Here is a 16,517-nt window from a genome sequence, read left to right as displayed (position 1 = left end):
GACCCGCGCGGGGTGTCACAGATGCGGATCGGCCGGTGTCTCGTGGCCGCACCCCTGGAACCGGAGGAGGGACCATGACCGAGGACGGCGCCGGTGAGGCGACCGAGAGCTTCGTCGCACACCGCAATCTGCTGTTCACCGTCGCCTACGAGATGCTCGGATCGGCGGCCGACGCGGAGGACGTCCTGCAGGAGACCTGGCTGCGCTGGGTCGGGGTCGACCAGGAGCAGGTGCGCGACCGGCGGGCGTACCTGATCCGGATCACGACGCGGCAGTCGCTGAACCGGCTTCGGTCGATGAGCCGCCGCAAGGAGGCGTACGTCGGCTCCTGGCTACCGGAGCCGCTGCTCACGGCGCCGGACGTGGCCGAGGACGCGGTGCTCGCGGAGAGCGTGTCGATGGCGCTGATGCTCGTCCTGGAGACGCTGTCGCCGACCGAGCGTGCCGTTTTCGTGCTGCGCGAGGTCTTCGACGTCGGCTACGAGGAGATCGCGGCGACGGTCGGCAAGAGCCCGGCGGCCGTACGGCAGATCGCCCACCGGGCCCGTCGGCACGTCGACGCGCGGCGCCCCCGGCAGGCGGTGTCGGCGGCGCAGACGCGGGCGGTGCTGGAGTCCTTCCGGGGTGCGCTGGAGTCCGGCGACCCGCAGGACCTGCTCGCCGTACTCGCCCCCGACGTCGTCTTCGTGGCGGACGGCGGCGGTATCAGGCAGGCGGCGCTGCGGCCGGTCGCGGGTGCCGGGAAGGTGGCCCGGTTCATGGCGGGCGGGATCGGCAGGAAGAACCGGGGAAATGTCTCCGTCTGCCTCTCGCCGGCCGTGGTCAACGGCAGCCCGGCCCTCGTCGTCCGGCTGGGCGGGGAGTTCGACGGGGTCATGGCGGTCCGGGTCGAGGACTCCCGCATCAGCGGCCTCTACTACGTCCGCAACCCGGAGAAGCTGTCCCGTCTCGCGTCGCAGACCCCGCTGGCCGTGCGCTGACCCGGCCCCCCGCCCCTCACGGCTGTCCCTCCCACGCGGTGTAGAAGCTGCCGGGGTTGACCAGGTAGCGGACGGTGGGGCGGGGCAGGTGGCGTACCCGGTGACGGCGGGCGTAGCGGCGGATGAGTTCCCAGTCCTCGCGGGGCAGTACCTCGGGGGTGCGGCGCAGCCGGCTGAAGTGCAGGGCCCGGCTGCGGCGGGCCACGAAGGCGTTGGTGTCGAGGAAGGCCTCGTGGGCGGCGCGGCGGCGGTCGAAGGGCACCGACAGGATGTCGCGTTCGGTGCCGTCGGGCAGCACCCTGCGCAGTGCGGTGTAGACGGCGTCGGGTCCGCCGGCGGCGTCGAGTGCCGCGAGGGCCTGCTCCAGGTGGTCGGGCTCCCAGAGGTTGTCGTCGTCGAGGAAGGCCACGTACCGGGAGCGGGTGAGCCGGATGCCGACATTGCGCACGACGCCGGCGGTCGCCGTGTTCCGGGCGAGGGAGACCGCGAACAGGCGGGGGTCCGGGGGGAGTTCGGGCAGGCCGGCGCCGTCGTCGACGACGATGACCACCTGGTCGGCGACGGTCTGCGCGAGGGCGGAGCGGACTGCGGCGCGCAGCGCGTCGGGGCGCCGGTGGGTGGCGATCACGGTGGCGACCCGGGCGTACGGCGGCCGGCCCAGCAGGGCGGCGAGGCGGGTGGTCTCGGCGTCCTCGAAGCGTCTCAGCCGTACGGCCGAGGGCAGGAGCAGGAGCTTGTTGCGGGCCTCGAAGAGCACCAGCCAGCCGAAGGCCCGCTTGAGCAGTTCCCAGGGGGCCCGGGCGATACGGCGCATGTCGCTGTCTCCGTGGTGGGGCGGTTGTCAGGGGGCGGGTTCCACCGGGCGGCCGTCGGACATGCGGTTGTTCTTCCACACGTTTCCGGCGCCGCCCGTGTTCCAGGCGGTGACCGGGCCGTAGGCGCCGCTTGCCGGGTGGTACTGGGTGGAGAAGACGTTGCCGGTGACCTGGATGCCGGTGGCGCCCGGGCCGCCGCCGTAGAGCGCGTAGGCGCCGCCGGCCAGCCAGTTGTCCTCGACGACGACGGAGGAGACGACCCCGGTGTCGGCGAAGAGGCCGACGGCGGCGGTGGCGCCCTTGTCCACGGGGGTGGAGTTGAGCAGGGTGTTGTGCCGGACGGTCAGCCGGCCCTTGTTGCCGCCGCCGCTGATGACGGCGTCGATGTGCTGCCATTCGCCGCCCTGGTTGCGGAAGGCGACCAGGTCGTGGACGTAGTTGTCGTGCAGGTTTCCCTGGCCCATGGACAGGGCGTTGCCGAAGACCGAGATGTCGCACCAGCCGACCTCGATGGAGCTGCCGCCCATGTTGGAGACGGCGTAGTTGACCCCTCCGTTGTCGGGGCCCTTGCCGGGGACGGCGGTGATGGTGGTGTGCAGGACCTTCAGGCCGCTGTAGCCGGGGCGCAGGTTGATCCCCCACCAGTTGGTGGAGGTGATCCTGCTGTCGATGATCGTGACGTCGTCGGCGTAGATGTCGAGGGAGCCGCGGATGTCCCAGCCCTTGATGACCGTGCCGTCCTTCTTGACCGACATGTTGCCGGTGTCGTGCCGTTCGAGGGCGATCCGCGGGCCGGTGCTGTCCGCGTCGGGGTATCCGCAGGCGCCGGGCGAGGTGCAGGCGGTGGCGGAGGCGGTGGGCGAGGGTTCGCCGGTGCCGGGCGGGGCCGATGGGGAGGGGGTGGCCGACGGGCTCGGCGCGGCGGTGGTGGGGGCGGGTGCCGCCGTCCCGGGGAGGGTGGCCGAAGGGGTCGCGGAGGGCGCGGCCTTCGGGTCGCCGGCCCCGGTGCGGTCGGCGTCGTACAGAACGAGGACGACGACCAGCACCGCTGCGGCGAGCAGCCACGCCCCCAGGCGCCTTCGGTTCCGTAACATGGCCGGTCGCCTATCCTCGGAGCGTTTTTCGGGCGGGCAGGAGGCACACGGCGTACGCCAGGGTGCCGGCGGCCGCGGTGGCCAGGAGCGCGGGAACGGAGTCGCCGAGGTATCGCTCCGGTACGAGGAGCACCGCGGTCATCACGGCGCCGCCGAGCAGCGGCCAGGCGCAGGCCCGGGCGACGCGGCCCAGGGGGATGCCGCCGCGGTGCAGGGCGAGGAGGAAGACCGGGACGACGACCGCGCCGGCGATCACGACGTGTCCCTGGGCCACGCCGACGATGCCGCCGCCGCGGGCGCCGATCACGAGGGCCGGGATCAGCAGGACGAGCCACAGGCCCTGGACGGCGATGAGGGAGCGGCGCCGGCCGATGGCGACCAGGCAGTCGTAGGCGAGTTCGCAGCCGATGCGGACCAGGCCGAGTGCCATCAGCCAGGGCAGGGCGCCGGCCGCGGGGAGCCAGCGTTCGCCGTAGACGAGTCCGATGACGGGTGCGGCGAGGGCGGCCAGCAGGACGCAGAGCGGGACGGTGGCCGCCGTCACCACGCCGAGGGCGCGGGCGAAGCCGGCGGCGAGTGCCTGCGGCGAGTCGGCCAGCCGGGAGAAGCCGGCGAAGGAGACCCGGCGGGCCGCTTCGGAGATGATGCGGACGGGCCAGCCGGAGATGTTGAAGGCGAGGACGTAGAAGCCGAGGGCGAGGGGGTCCAGGGTGGAGCCGACGACCATGGTGTCCACGTTGACCACGCCGAGGGCGAGCATGCTCGCTCCGGCGAGCGGGAGGCCGAACTTCAGCAGGGCGCGGGCCTGTTCGCGGTCCCAGCCGAACTTCAGGGTGCCGGGGGCGGCGAGGCAGCAGCCGATGAGGGCGGCGACGTTACCGACGACGGATCCCCAGGCGAAGCTCATCGCACCCCAGCCCTGCACGGCCAGCAGCAGCGTGACGGCGGTGCTGAGGACGAAGTTGAGCGCGTCGACGGCCATCCGCCGGCCCTGGGCGAACTCCCGGGTGAGGAAGCCGGCGGGCACCTGGGACAGTCCGTCGAGGACCACGCACAGGCACATGACGCGCAGGACCCCGGAGGCCTCGGGCGAGCCGAGCACGTCGGCGACGGCCGGGGCGGTCGCGAACAGGACGGCGTACAGCAGGCAGCTGGAGACAGCGCTGAGGGTGAGGACGGTGGGGGCGAAGCGGCGCGGGTCGCCCTCCCAGCGGACGATGGCGAGGGAGACACCGAGTTCGTTCGCGGAGAGCAGGACGAGCAGGACGGTCTGGGCGATGCCGTACACGCCCCAGGCCTCGGGCCCGAGGAAGTAGCGGGCGAGGATGATGCCGGTCGCGAAGTTGCCGAGGCGCATGACGACCGTGTTGATCAGGCTCCACTTGGCCGCGGAGCCGACCTTGCGCCCGAGGGAGGGCGCCGCCGGGGTGGTCTGCGTGCTCGTACCGGTGTCGGTCACGGTGATCCCGCACCGCTCGGGCCGACGGTGCGCAGGGCCATGGTCTCGTCGGCCGTGCCGGGCGTCGCGGCGGCGGGGACGGCTGCGGGGGTGTCCGTGGCGGGCGTCCCGGTGGGGGTCCGGCGGTTCTGCCCGCGCGGGGTGCGCCTGCGGGCCTCCACGAAGAAGACGGCGACCAGGCTGAGGACGAAGCCGAGCGCGCCCACCATGACGATGTACTGGATCCGGGTCTTGGTCTGGGCCTCCGGCTTCTGCGGGGGCACGATGGTCGCCATCCGGATCATGGCTTCGGGGGCCACGGACTGCTGGGTCTGGAACTCCTTGAGCCGTTTGTCGGCGTAGCCGGCGAGGAGTTCGTCGGACTTGAGGACGGCGGCCGGGTCGGTGCCGGTGACGGTCAGCCACATGAAGGGGCCCTGGGCGTTGTCGGCGATCTTCACTTCGTGCTTGCCGGTGACGCCGAGGGCTTTGAGGTCGGCCTTGGCCCCGTCCGAGTTGAGGTTGCGGGCGAGGCCGTCGGCCATGCCGGTCAGCGAGGCCTGCGTGCTGAGGAAGGGGTTTCCGTCGAAGGCCTCGGTGGCCTTCGACGAGTTGAGCAGTGTCACGGTGCTCTGCGACTGGTATTCCACCGGGATCAGCAGGTGCACGGCGGTGGTGAGTGCAGCCGTCAGCAGCAGTCCGGGCAGCAGCACGTACCAGCGCCTGCGCATGACCCGCCATATCTCGGCGAGATCCATGGTCTTCCCCCTTGTCGCGGGTGGTTCGGTTACTGCGGTCCGTGTCCGGCGGCCGGCGCGAGGTCGGTGGGTCTGGGCCGGGTGCGGGCGGTCCCGCCGTCGAGGAGGACGGCGGCGATGCGCTCGCCGGCGCGGCCGTCCCACAGGGCGGGGCAGCGGGGCGCGGGCGGAGCGTCGAGGACCTGGTCGACGGTGTCGACGATCCGGTCCGGGTCCGTGCCGGCCAGGACGTTGGTGCCCTCCTCGATGGTGATGGGGCGCTCGGTGTTCTCCCGCAGGGTCACGCAGGGCACGCCCAGCGCGGTGGTCTCCTCCTGGACGCCGCCGGAGTCGGTGAGCACCAGGCGGGCGGCATCCTGCAGGGCGATGAAGTCGAGGTACCCGGCGGCCGGTACGAGCCGGATGCCGTCGGGGACGCCGAGTGCGGCGAGCCGGTCGGCGGCCCGCGGGTGCACGGGCAGCAGCAGCGGGCAGCGGCCGGCGATCTCGCCGAGGGCCTTGAGCAGGCCGCGCAGTGCCCCGGGGTCGTCCACGTTGGCCGGCCGGTGCAGGGTGACCAGGCCGTATCCGCCGCGGGTGAGTCCGTGGCGGTCCAGGACGTCGGACTGCCGGGCCCGGTCCAGGTTGGCGAGGAGGGTGTCGATCATGACGTTGCCGACGACGTGGATCTGGTCCTCGCGGTAGCCCTCCGCGCGCAGGTTCGCCGCGGCGTCGGGCGAGGGGGCCAGCAGGTAGTCGCTGACCCGGTCGGTGGCGACCCGGTTGACCTCCTCGGGCATGCTCCAGTCGCGGCTGCGCAGCCCGGCCTCGACGTGGGCCAGCAGGGGGCCGGCCTTCGCGGTCACCAGGGCGCAGGCGAGGGTGGAGTTGATGTCCCCGACCACGACCACGGCGTCCGGGGCGAGTTCGTCGAGCAGCGGCTCGAAGGCGGCCATCACCCGCCCGGTCTGCTGGGCGTGGCTGCCGGAGCCGGCGCCGAGGTAGCGGTCGGGTGTCCGGATGCCGAGGTCGAGGAAGAAGACGTCGTTCATGGACTCGTCGTAGTGCTGTCCGGTGTGGACGAGGATCACGTCGGCGCCGCGGCGCTCCAGTGCGTCCATCACCGGTTTGATCTTCATGTAGTTGGGGCGTGCCCCGGCGACGCAGACGATCCTGGTCATGGGTTCAGAGCACCTCCACCTTCGGTCCGGTCATGCGGTTGCGGGTGTCGAGCACGAAGGAGGCGTGCTCGGTGATCATCTGGTAGTCGAAGGAGTCGTGGTCGGTGAGCAGGACCACGACGTCGGCGGCGGCCAGTTCCTTGCGGGTGGCTTCGACCCGGGCGAGGCGCGCGTCGACCTTCACGCTCTCGACGACGTGGGGGTCGACGGCGCGGACCTTGGCCCCCATGTCGAGGAGCAGCTGGGCGATGCGCACGGCGGGCGACTCGCGCGCGTCGCCGGTGTTCTTCTTGTACGCGAGACCGAGCAGCAGGACCCGTGAGCCGTTGACGGAGCGGCGCCTGGCGTTGAGGGCGTCGATCACCCGGCGTGTCACGTACTCGGGCATGTGGTTGTTGATGTCGTTGGCCAGTTCGACGAAGCGGAAGTTCTGGCCGAGTTCGCGCTGCACGCGCCAGTTGAGGTAGGAGGGGTCGATGGGCAGGCAGTGCCCTCCGACGCCCGGGCCCGGGGTGAACTTCATGAAGCCGAAGGGCTTGCTGGAGGCGGCTTCGATGGACTGCCAGACGTCGATGTCGAGGTGACGGGCGAACATGGCGATCTCGTTGACGAGGGCGATGTTCACGTGCCGGAAGGTGTTCTCCAGCAGTTTCGCCAGCTCGGCCTCCTTGGGCGAGCGCACGGGCACGGTGGTGTCGACGAGCTGTCCGTAGAAGGCCTCGACGGCCTTCAGGGAGGCGGCGTCGACCCCGGAGACGACCTTGGGTGTCTGCTGGAAGCCCCAGACGGTGTTGCCCGGGTCGATGCGCTCGGGGCTGTATCCGAGGTGGAAGTCGGCGCCGGCGGTGAGCCCGGAGCCGTCCTCCAGGATCGGGGCGAACAGTTCCTCGGTGGTGCCCGGGTAGGTGGTGGACTCCAGGATCACGGTGGCGCCCGGGCGCAGGAAGCGGGCCAGGGTGTGGGCCGATTCCTCGATGTAGCGCAGGTCGGGTGCCCCGTCCTGCAAGGGGGTGGGGACGGTGACGACGGCGACGTCGAAACCGCCGCAGTCCCGGGCGAGTTCGCTGGCCCGGTAGGTGCCGCGCTCCAGGGCGCGGGCGAGGCGTTCGCAGGAGACGTCCTCCACATACGACTCTCCGGCGGCGAGGCTCTTGACCCGCCGCGCGTCGACGTCGTACCCGATCACCTGGTGGCCGACTTCGGCGGCCCTGATGGCCAGTGGAAGGCCGACGTATCCCTGTCCCACGACGACGACGCGCATCAGCGGTGACTCCTGTTCGCGGAACCGGCGGACGGTGTGCGGTGGATGAGCTCGCGGACCGTCATGGCGAGGAAGGCGGCATTGGTGGTGAGGTAGCGCTTGCCGAGGCGGCGCGGTTCCTGGAGGGTCCGGTAGAACCATTCGAGGCCCATCCGCTGCCAGACGAGCGGGGCCCGCTTGGTGATGCCGGCGAGGATGTCGAAGGAGCCTCCGACGCCGTGCACGACGTGGGCGCCGGTGCGTTTGCCGTAGCCGGCGGTGAAGATCTCCTTCTTGGGTGAGGTCATGCCGAGGAACAGCAGGCGGGCTCCGCTGTCGGCGACGGCGTCGGCGATCCCCTCCTGCTCGGAGTCGCCGAAGTAGCCGTTGCGGCTGCCCGCGACCCGCAGCTCCGGGAAGCGTTCGCCGATCTGCGCGATCATCATCTCCAGTACCTGCTGCTGGGCGCCGAGCAGGTAGACGGGGATGTCCGCGACCTCGGCCGCGGCGAGCAGGCGCATGAACAGGTCGATGCCCGCGACGCGTTCGGGCAGCCGGACGCCCAGCACGCGGCCGGCCCAGACCACGGCCTGGCCGTCGGCCAGGACGAGGTCGCAGCCGGCGACGGCCTCGGCGAGTGCCGGGTCGCGCCGCATGTTGACCAGTTTGGCGGCGTTGACCATGCCGATCTCGATCTGCTCCCCGCGCCGTACGGCGTCGAGGCAGCGCTGCACGGTCTCGTCCATGGTCAGGGGGTCGAGTGCGACCCCGAAGAGGGTGTGACGGGTCATCTCTGCGGCCCCCCGAACCAGGCGAACAGCATCCAGCCGAACTCGTACGGGCGGCACTCCCGGTCCACCGCGCGGGGGCGGAAGAGCAGGTCCAGGGGGGCGAGCCGGGCGTTCGGGACGACGCGGGTGGTGAGCCCGCGGGCGGCCCGGACGGCCTTCTTCGGGTCGCCGCGGCAGACCTTGCGCCAGGTGACGCCGAGGTCCTCGCGGATCATCGGTTCGCGCGGGGTCCCGGTGGGCCCGGCGAGTTCGGGCACGTCGGTCATCCAGCGCAGCCCTCGGCGGATCGCCGCGCCGAAGTCCGTGCCGCCCGCCTCGGCGAGGTCGAACAGGGCGGTCGGGGCCATCGCGTGCTGGTGCACGCTGTAGACGGGGAAGCCCTCGATCACGCCGCCCGCGCGGGCGTCGTAGTGCCACCACCACTGCCCGCCGTCGCCCTGGAGGCCGACGATACGGGCGGCGCAGGCGTCGGCGGCCGCGAGGGCCTCCGGGTCGTCGCCGCTCGCGTGCAGCCGGGCGAGCGCCTGCAGCGGATAGGTCTGGTCGGCGAAGCAGGCCACGTGTGCGCGGTAGCCGGGCACCAGGCCGGGGCCGGTGGCGTGCGGGAACAGCGGACCGCTGCCGGTCCTGGCCGCCAGCAGGCGGTCGCGGGCGGCCGCGAGGCGGTCCTCCACGTCCACCGCGGTGCGGGCGGCCGCGAGGGCGGAGAGCACCCAGGCCGCCTCGACCGTGTACTGCGGCCGCCCGGTCGAGTCCAGGGCGGCGACCCGGTCCAGGGCGTCGGACAGTTTCGGATGGCCGGTCTCGGCGGCGGCCCAGGCGATGAGCGCCGCGTCGCCGAGGTTGACCACCCCGGGCAGCCGTTCCACGAGGACCCCGGTGAACTCCTCGGCGCAGCGTCCGCCGAACAGGGCGCGCTGGCGGTCCTCGGGCAGGAACCGGGCGCCGAGCGCGGTGATGGCCGCGTACCGGGTGCTGGTGCCCCGCAGTTCCAGGCGGCGGGTGCCCTCGGGCGAGACCGCCGCGGCCCGGGTGAAGGCGAAGGTCTCCGTCTCGGGCAGGTACATCGCCGGCAGACCCGCCTCGGCCAGCCCGAGCAGCCGCCGCGCCAGTGCGTGCAGCTCCGGGTCGGCTCCGGCCAGTGCCGCTAATCGTGTGGTGGTCATCGGGTCCCCACCCCGACTCCCCGGGTGCCGCTCGCACCCCGCATGTCCGAGCTCTTCGGCTCCAACACACCTACCCCCTCTGTTCGCTCCTCGGACGGACCTGGCGGTCGTCATTCCGCGGAGGGGGACTGCGCGTGACGGCGCCCGTGCCCGCGGCGCCAGGTGCGCTGCGGGCACGAGCCGTCCGAAGGCTGCCGTCTGGATCCCCCCAGCGATGCCTCGGACCGGGACACGCGCGCACGGCAGGGTCGGCGGGCGCGGTGGACCCGCGCTCCGCCGGGCGCTGCCCGCGGTGCCTCGTCGTACACAACCCCCCACCGAGCAAGGCCTGTTGCCTGCTCGGATCCCGTGTGCAGGGACACGTTATGCCCACGGATGTTCATTGATTGTGGTTTTGAGGAAATGCTTGTGGCCTAAATTGCCGACATTCCGTCAGTTGCGCTCGACGAGCGTGCCGTCCTTCTCGTCGTGCAGCGCACCGGTGCGCGGACACTCCCACGTGCCCGGCTCGCCCTCGACCTCGACCAGCCGTACGCCGGCCCGGCCCACCCAGCCGATCCGGCGGGCCGGCACCCCGGCCACGAGCGCGAAGTCCGGAACGTCCCTGGAGACCACCGCTCCGGCCGCGACGAGGGCCCAGCGCCCGACCCGCACCCCGGCCACGCACACCGAGCGGGCCCCCAGCGAGGCACCCTCGGCCACGACGACCCCGGCGGCCTCCCAGTCACCGTCGCGTTTGAGCCGGCCGTCGGGGTCGACGGCACGCGGGTAGAAGTCGTTGGTGAGGACGGCGGCCGGGCCGATGAACACACCGTCGCCGAGCTCGGCCGGCTCGTAGACGAGTGCGTAGTTCTGGAGCTTCACGTGGTCGCCGATCCGGACCCCCGGCCCGACGTACGCGCCCCGGCCCACGATGCACCCGCGCCCGAGGCGGGCCTCCTCGCGTATCTGCGCCAGATCCCAGATCGTCGTCCCCTCGCCGAGCTCGGCGCTCTCGTCGACCTGCGAGGAGGGTTGAATGCGAACACTCACGGCGCGGTCCCCTAACGGTTCGTGAGACGTACGGCGCACGGGCGTGCGAAGGCACGGATGTGCGGGTGCTCAGATGTGCCGATGGTCAGGCGTACGGAGGCACGCGCCGAGCATATGCCCCCGCGGGCCCGTTCCACCGGCGGATCAACCGACTGTTCACGCAACGCACTTGGGCGGACGGAGCGGCGGTCGGGCCGAGCGCCCCCGCCGCCGTTCGGACGGTGGGGGCGCACGCCTCGGCGCGTTGGGGCGCGCACGGTGGTGAAACCCGATCGGCTGTGGGGCGTTAGGGAAGGCGGGCCGCTTGTTCGCCCGTGGTGCACGCGAGAGTACGAGGAGCACGATGACAGACCCGAGGCAGTCCGGACGCGGTCGGATGAAACTGGCGGCCCGGTGCCGGGTGGCCACCGAGGCCCCCGCCTTCGGGGCGGTCGTCTTCTGCCTGATCCTGCTCAACGCCGCGCTGATGGGCGCCGAGACGTACAGCGGGCTGGCCGCCGAGTACCAGCGGCTGCTGCGGACCGCCGAACAGTGCTGCCTGGCCCTGTTCAGCCTGGAGATGCTGCTCCGCATCGGCGCCTTCGCGGACCGGCCGAAAGCATTCTTCCGCGACCCGTGGAACCTCTTCGACCTCGCGGTCGTCGCTTCCGCCTTCGTCCCCTTCGTCCGCGAGAACACCACCCTGCTGCGGCTGCTGCGGCTGGCCCGGGTGCTGCGCACGGCCCGGTTCCTCCCGCACCTGCGCATCCTGCTGATCGCGGTCGGCCGCAGCCTGCCCGGCACCGCCAGCTTCCTGTTCGTCGGCGGACTGGTGCTGTACGTGTACGCCATGGTCGGCTGGGTCTGCTTCGCCGAGTCCGACCCCGGGCACTACGGCTCCGTGGGCCGCGCCATGCTCACGCTCTTCCTGCTGACCACCCTGGACGGCCTCACCGACGCCGTCCGGGCGGGCCTGCAGATCTCCCGCCTCAGCATCCTCTACTACGCCTCCTACGCGCTGCTCGCCTCGTTCGTCCTGGTCAACGTCCTGATCGGGGTGGTCCTCAACTCCCTGGACGAGGCACGCGAGATCGAGGACGCGGCCAACCGGGAACGCAAGCGACCGGGGCCGCCGCCGGCCCCCGCCGGCCCCGGCACCGGCCCCGGCACCGGCCCCGGCACCGACGTCCGGGACCGCATCGCGACCGCCCGCCGCGCCCTGGACGAGATCGAGGCGAGCCTCCCCGCCCAGGACGGCCGCCCCCGCCGTCTGGAGGCCTCCCACAGCGGCTCCTGACCGGACCGGCGCCGCCGGTTCACTGCTCCCCGGTGCCCAGCAGATGGATGTCCCAGGTGCCGTCCGGGCGCTGGTGGACGCCCCAGCGACCGGGCCGGTCCTCGAAGACGGACCCGGACACCTCCCGGAGGCGCAGCTGCTCCAGACGGACCCGGCCCCGGAACGTGGCTCCGCCGAAGTCCACCGGTCCTTCGAACACGGCGCCGGTGGACACCAGTCCCATCTCCCACGTCGTGGAGGCGAAGGACACCGGTCCGGCGAAGGAGGCCCCGCTCAGCCCGGTCAGTCCGCAGAACACCGCGCGCGAGAAGTCCGCCGCCGCGGCCGCCCGCATCCCGTTCAGGTCGGCCGAGGCCTCCAGTACCGCCCGGGCGAAGGACACCTCGTCCAGGAAGGCACTGTCCGAGAAGCCGGCCAGGCCACGGAACTGCGCGCGGCGGAAATCGGCTGCCGCGCCGAACCGGCTGCGGTCGAAGTCGCCGACGCCGAGGAACACCGCGCCGTCGAAGGAGGCTTTGCCGGTGAAGGTCGAGCTCCCCAGCCTGGCCCGCCCCGCGAAGACGGCCCGGGTGAAGGAGGCACCGGCCAGGAACTCGATGCCGCCCTCGTTCCAGTCGTCCACGAAGGTGGCGCGGTCGAAGGCCGCCTCGCCCAGCGTGACGGGCCGCGCGCGCGACTCCCGGACGGCGTCCAGGAGCCGCTGGAGCAGTCCCCGCTGGAAGGTGGTGCCCCGGAAGTCCACCGGGGCACCGGGCCCGAGGCTCCCCAGGTACTGGTGCTCCTCATCGGGCTCGAGATGGGCGAGGCACACGTCGTGGCCGGGCAGCCGGATCCCCGTGCAGGGGGGGCGGAGGTCCGCCACCGCACGGCGGCCGCACGCCGGCCAGCCGACGCCCCTGTCCTGCGCCCGGCCGGCCTCCGTCAGGGCCGCCGCGAGTTCCTCGGGGTCGGTGCACAACCAGCCCTCCCCCTCGCCGCCGAGCGGTACGAGCCCGCGTGTCGCCGTGGGGCCGACCCGCTCACCGAGCACCTCGTACACGGAATGCGACAGGGCTGCGGAGAGCGACCCCGGGTGCGGCCGTCGCAGGTCCGCCATCCCGGGATGCCGGACGATCCGGACGGCCTCGGACGTGGGCAGCGCGGCGAGGTCGCCGGCCTCCCGGAGGGTTTCGGGGGGCGCCGCGACCACGGACACGTCCAGCGAGAGGGGACCGCCGTCCGCTCCCCGGCCCGCGAAGCGGGCCATCGCGGCGCGGAGCCGGGTCAGCAGCTCACCGGCCTTGCCAAGGGCTCCCGGCCCCTCCAGGAGCAGCAGGAGGGGCGCGCCCGGCGCGCCGCCGGCCAGCCGCCCGGTGAGGCCCGTGTCCGCGGCGACCCGCGTCAGCAGTTCCACCCCCTGCGCGTGCGGCGAGCTCCCGGCCGGGTACCCGCCGCCGGCCCCGGGCAGCACGGCCACGCACACCGCGAGGTCGTCCCCACCGCCCTCCGGCGGGGCCGTCGGGGTGTGCTCCGCCAGCACCACGCGGAAGCCCGGCTGTTCCAGCAGGGCACGGCCCGACAGGAACACCATGCGGTCCGGCCAGACGCCGTGCACGACGCCGATCAGCGCGCCGTCCCGGGAGACCGGGCCGCCCCGGTAGTGGGTCCAGGCCTCCGGTTCCGCGGAGAGCCGGACCAGTTCCCCGTTGCGCGCGCCCTCGTACGGGACCACCTCGCCCGTCAGCGCGACGGGGTCGCCCTGGTCGGTGCGGCCGTCGACCCGTACGCGGGAGAAGTGGTGGTCCGCGGTCGGCCAGGGCAGCGGCTCCGCGCAGACGGCCGGGTCCGCCAGGTCCTCGTCGGCCAGCAGCAGCGACACCCGGGGAAGTGCGTCGTCCCACCACACCGGACGGCAGGGAACCTCACGGTCACCGGCCCGCACCCAGGCGGTGGTGCTCCAGGCCGGCGGGGCGTCGCCGACGGTGAGGACCAGGCGCGGCGTCAGCAGGACGCCGACCTCCTGCGGCTCCGGCATGGGCTCGTGGCGGACCCGTACGACCCGGTCCGTGAGGCCCGGGTCCCGCGGCGGCTGCGTGGCGAACGGCAGGGTCGCCTCGGCCACCCGGCGGCGGCCCTCGTGACCGTCGGTGACGCGGGTCGCGGAGAAGTCCGGCCCGGTGCCCCGGCTGCGGGACATGTACTCCCACACCCGGCGGCGGACCAGTTCCCGGACGGCGGCCACATCCCCGCGCAGCTGGGAGCCGAGCAGTGCCTCCCGTACGCCGGGCAGGAACTGGAACTCCACCTCCTCGGGGTCCCGTTCGTGGTCCCAGGGCGCGAACAGCCCGCCGAGGGCGACCTCCGCGAGGTGGCCGTGCTCGGAGTCCCGCAGCAGGGAGCGCCGCACCAGGTTCATCACCGGCAGGGTCAGCGGTACGGCTGCCAGATGCGCGGCGAGCTGCTGGGCGGTCGGGGAGGCGCTCGCGCGGAACCGTTCCACCACGTCCAGCGCGCTGCGCACGGCGTCGCCCGCCGGGGCGGCCGCACGGGCGGGCGCCTCCCCCGGCTCCGCGTCCAGCCGCAGACAGGCCAGGCGCCGCCAGCGGCCGTCGCCGGAGACCACCCGCGCCAGCCGGGCCAGGCCGCCCGGGGTGACACCGACCACGGGGACGACGTCGGCCGCGCGGCGTCCGGCACGGGAGCGGCGGGCGGCCGCGGCCCGCTGCCAGGAGCGGGTGGCGGCCGCGGGCCGGTCGGCACGGACGGCGAAGGGCACGGGCCGGACGGCGCCGCGCGTCCAGAGCCGTTCGGGCAGGACGTTCAGCACGGCCACGGCGTTGTGCGTGCACCAGTGCCGGAGCACGCCCTGTACGCAGGCCTCACGCCAGCCGCCCGCCACGGTGTCGGTGAGGACGAGGATCAGCCTGCGGCCGGCGGGGTCGGCCAGTTCCAGCGGGTTGCGCGGGGCGCCGGACCGGCCGCGGGTGAGCATCGGGGTGGCGCCGGAGCCGGTGCCCGTCAGCCGCCAGGTCCGTACGTCGCGGAAGACCCCGCTGCGGGTCAGCACGCGGCGCAGCTCGTCCACGAGGTCCGCCCAGAGCAGCATCGAGTGGTGGGTGTCGACGACGAGCGCCAGGTCCAGCCAGCGGGTCTCGGCCGGCCGCAGGACGGGCGTCGGCACCATCCGCTCGATGCTGCGCTCGACGGTGAGCTGCTCGTCCAGCTCTTCGCCGGGGCCGCCGATGGAGCGCCGGCCGACGGGGCGCAGGGCGCGCATCAGGGCGAGCGGGTCGTCGAGGGAGGCGGCCCGGGGCAGCCGCAGGGCCGTGCCGCGGCGGCCGGCGCCGTCCTCGGCCGGTTTCCCGGCCGGGTCGGGTACGGAGGCGGGGAAGAGCGTGACGGCCGGCTGCCCGTCGGCCGGGCTTGCGGCGGCGGCCGGGTTTTCGGGAGCCGACGGGTCGGTGTCCGGTGGCCGCTCGCCCGCGAGGTCGCCGGGCGTCACGGCGGGCGCGCGGGGCCCGGCGCCGTCCACGCGGGCGGCCAGCCAGAGGATGTCGGCGATCTCCTCCGCGCCGACGCCGGGACGCGGGCCCGCCGCGTCGTCGGCGCCGTCGGCGAGGGCGGCGAGCAGCTCCTCGATCACGCCGTGGGCCCGGTGAGGTGCTGCATGACGGTCTTCAGGAAGCGGTCGCGGTCGCCGGGGGCGGACCAGGCTCCGGCGAGGCGGAGCTGGATGGCGTTGAGGAGCTGGTCGGTGGCGAGGTCGCCGTCCCCGGCGCGGTCGATGAAGTCCCGGACGAGTTCCTGGTACTCCCCGCCCGCCTCGACGTCGATGCCGAGCCTGCGGCGCACGATGAGGGCGAGTTTCTCCTCGCCGGGCGGTTCCAGGTGCAGGCGGACGCAGCGGCGCAGGAAGGCGGGCGGGAAGTCGCGTTCGCCGTTGCTGGTGAGGACGACGACGGGGAAGTACCGGCACTGCACGCGGCCCTGGGCGACGCGGACGGCGGCGTCCGGGTCGTCGTCGGTGCCGATGGCGACGGTGGGGTCCTCCTGGGCGAGGCGGGCCAGTTCGGGAATGACGAAGCCGCCGTCCTCGAAGACGGTGAGGAGGTCGCCGGGGAGGTCGATGTCGCTCTTGTCGATCTCGTCGACGAGCAGGACGCGGGGCCGGTCCTGCGGCAGCAGGGCGGTCCCGAGCGGCCCGAGGCGCAGGTAGCGGGAGATCGAGGGCGCGGGGGCGGGCTCGGGTCCGGCCGCGGCCAGGGCCGCGGCCGTGTCCGTGTCCGCGGTCGTGGCGTCCGGGGCCGTCGCCGCCCGGCCCACCGGGGTGGCCGGCCTGCGCAGTTGCTCCAGCCCGGCCTCCTGGAGCCGGCCGATGGCGTCGTACAGGTACAGGCCGTCGCGCAGGACCGTGCGGCTGGTGATGGGCCAGTGCAGTACGGGTCCCAGGCCGAGGTCCGAGGCGATGCTGTAGGCGAGGGTGGACTTGCCGACGCCGGGCTTCCCGGTGATCAGCAGCGGCCTGCGCAGGTGCAGGGCCGTGTTGACGACGTCCTTCTCCTGTTCGTCGGGGACGTAGCCCTCGCCGCGCCGCCGGGTGCGTTCCCAGGCCGGCCCCTCGCACGCGGGGGGTGCGTACCCGGGGTCGGGGGTGCCGGTGAAGTCCCGCCAGGGCGGCGGTGATCCGGCTTCCAGGCGGGCCCGCCGGTCCGCGCCCGGGCCGGTCCCGTGGTACAGCCACCAGTCCTTCACCACTGCCTCTGCCTCCATCGTCGTGTCGCCGTCTGT

The 16,517-nt window shown here is 73.5% G+C and carries 13 protein-coding genes; 2 read left to right on the top strand and 11 right to left on the bottom strand.

The features are described 5' to 3' along the window. The first annotated feature begins 74 nt into the window (after positions 1 to 74). The gene (locus NRK68_RS27345; RefSeq protein WP_257857039.1) at positions 75 to 980 is read left to right on the top strand and encodes an RNA polymerase sigma-70 factor; all 906 of its coding nucleotides are present in this window, start codon (positions 75 to 77) and stop codon (positions 978 to 980) included. Between the two features lie 16 nt (positions 981 to 996). Here NRK68_RS27345 and NRK68_RS27340 read toward each other — a convergent pair whose 3' ends face one another. The 9 genes from NRK68_RS27340 to NRK68_RS27300 all read right to left on the bottom strand — a co-directional run bounded on the left by NRK68_RS27340 (position 997) and on the right by NRK68_RS27300 (position 10,474). Further along, positions 997 to 1,794, bottom strand: coding sequence for a glycosyltransferase family 2 protein (locus NRK68_RS27340; protein WP_183069244.1), 798 nt, complete (start codon positions 1,792 to 1,794; stop codon positions 997 to 999). A 27-nt stretch (positions 1,795 to 1,821) separates the two neighbouring features. Beyond that, entirely contained in the window at positions 1,822 to 2,889 is a 1,068-nt protein-coding gene (locus NRK68_RS27335; protein WP_257857038.1) for a hypothetical protein, read from the bottom strand. Between the two features lie 10 nt (positions 2,890 to 2,899). After that, on the bottom strand, positions 2,900 to 4,348 hold the full coding sequence (locus NRK68_RS27330; RefSeq protein WP_257857037.1) for an oligosaccharide flippase family protein: 1,449 nt from the start codon (positions 4,346 to 4,348) through the stop codon (positions 2,900 to 2,902). Next, positions 4,345 to 5,085 (bottom strand): YveK family protein, encoded by a 741-nt coding sequence (locus NRK68_RS27325; RefSeq protein WP_257857036.1) that lies wholly within the window; start codon positions 5,083 to 5,085, stop codon positions 4,345 to 4,347. The genes NRK68_RS27330 and NRK68_RS27325 overlap by 4 nt, the downstream gene beginning before the upstream one ends. Positions 5,086 to 5,114: 29 nt before the next feature. Continuing rightward, a complete protein-coding gene (wecB, locus tag NRK68_RS27320; RefSeq protein WP_257857035.1) occupies positions 5,115 to 6,245 on the bottom strand; it encodes a non-hydrolyzing UDP-N-acetylglucosamine 2-epimerase in 1,131 nt (376 codons plus the stop codon). 4 nt (positions 6,246 to 6,249) lie between these two features. Further along, on the bottom strand, positions 6,250 to 7,506 hold the full coding sequence (locus NRK68_RS27315; protein ID WP_183069248.1) for a nucleotide sugar dehydrogenase: 1,257 nt from the start codon (positions 7,504 to 7,506) through the stop codon (positions 6,250 to 6,252). Next, positions 7,506 to 8,276 carry a WecB/TagA/CpsF family glycosyltransferase gene (locus tag NRK68_RS27310; RefSeq protein WP_183069249.1) on the bottom strand — a complete coding sequence of 257 codons (771 nt, stop codon included), beginning with the start codon at positions 8,274 to 8,276 and terminating at the stop codon, positions 7,506 to 7,508. Before NRK68_RS27310 ends, NRK68_RS27315 begins: the two co-directional genes overlap by 1 nt. Continuing rightward, on the bottom strand, positions 8,273 to 9,442 hold the full coding sequence (locus NRK68_RS27305; protein ID WP_257857034.1) for a hypothetical protein: 1,170 nt from the start codon (positions 9,440 to 9,442) through the stop codon (positions 8,273 to 8,275). Before NRK68_RS27305 ends, NRK68_RS27310 begins: the two co-directional genes overlap by 4 nt. Positions 9,443 to 9,874: 432 nt before the next feature. Beyond that, the gene (locus NRK68_RS27300; RefSeq protein ID WP_183069251.1) at positions 9,875 to 10,474 is read right to left on the bottom strand and encodes an acyltransferase; all 600 of its coding nucleotides are present in this window, start codon (positions 10,472 to 10,474) and stop codon (positions 9,875 to 9,877) included. A 343-nt stretch (positions 10,475 to 10,817) separates the two neighbouring features. On the opposite strand from NRK68_RS27300, the gene NRK68_RS27295 reads away from it, so the two are divergent. Beyond that, a complete protein-coding gene (locus NRK68_RS27295; RefSeq protein WP_257857033.1) occupies positions 10,818 to 11,750 on the top strand; it encodes an ion transporter in 933 nt (310 codons plus the stop codon). A gap of 19 nt (positions 11,751 to 11,769) precedes the next feature. On the opposite strand, the gene NRK68_RS27290 is transcribed toward NRK68_RS27295, so the two are convergent. Continuing rightward, a complete protein-coding gene (locus tag NRK68_RS27290; RefSeq protein ID WP_183069253.1) occupies positions 11,770 to 15,372 on the bottom strand; it encodes a pentapeptide repeat-containing protein in 3,603 nt (1,200 codons plus the stop codon). Next, positions 15,369 to 16,499: an AAA family ATPase gene (locus tag NRK68_RS27285; protein ID WP_183069254.1), complete on the bottom strand. Its 1,131-nt coding sequence runs from the start codon at positions 16,497 to 16,499 to the stop codon at positions 15,369 to 15,371. Before NRK68_RS27285 ends, NRK68_RS27290 begins: the two co-directional genes overlap by 4 nt. Positions 16,500 to 16,517 lie beyond the last annotated feature (18 nt).

This window comes from Streptomyces yangpuensis, assembly GCF_024666385.1.
GTDB lineage: Bacteria > Actinomycetota > Actinomycetes > Streptomycetales > Streptomycetaceae > Streptomyces > Streptomyces yangpuensis.
Note: the sequence above shows the minus strand (reverse complement) of the source record. Positions and strands in the feature narration are given on the sequence as shown.

Coding starts and splice junctions, on each gene's coding strand:
- NRK68_RS27335 (WP_257857038.1), bottom strand. CDS start 2,889: ATGTTACGGAACCGAAGGCGCCTGGGGGCGTGGCTGCTCGCCGCAGCG.
- NRK68_RS27345 (WP_257857039.1), top strand. CDS start 75: ATGACCGAGGACGGCGCCGGTGAGGCGACCGAGAGCTTCGTCGCACAC.
- NRK68_RS27315 (WP_183069248.1), bottom strand. CDS start 7,506: ATGCGCGTCGTCGTCGTGGGACAGGGATACGTCGGCCTTCCACTGGCC.
- wecB (WP_257857035.1), bottom strand. CDS start 6,245: ATGACCAGGATCGTCTGCGTCGCCGGGGCACGCCCCAACTACATGAAG.
- NRK68_RS27310 (WP_183069249.1), bottom strand. CDS start 8,276: ATGACCCGTCACACCCTCTTCGGGGTCGCACTCGACCCCCTGACCATG.
- NRK68_RS27305 (WP_257857034.1), bottom strand. CDS start 9,442: ATGACCACCACACGATTAGCGGCACTGGCCGGAGCCGACCCGGAGCTG.
- NRK68_RS27295 (WP_257857033.1), top strand. CDS start 10,818: ATGACAGACCCGAGGCAGTCCGGACGCGGTCGGATGAAACTGGCGGCC.
- NRK68_RS27340 (WP_183069244.1), bottom strand. CDS start 1,794: ATGCGCCGTATCGCCCGGGCCCCCTGGGAACTGCTCAAGCGGGCCTTC.
- NRK68_RS27325 (WP_257857036.1), bottom strand. CDS start 5,085: ATGGATCTCGCCGAGATATGGCGGGTCATGCGCAGGCGCTGGTACGTG.
- NRK68_RS27285 (WP_183069254.1), bottom strand. CDS start 16,499: ATGGAGGCAGAGGCAGTGGTGAAGGACTGGTGGCTGTACCACGGGACC.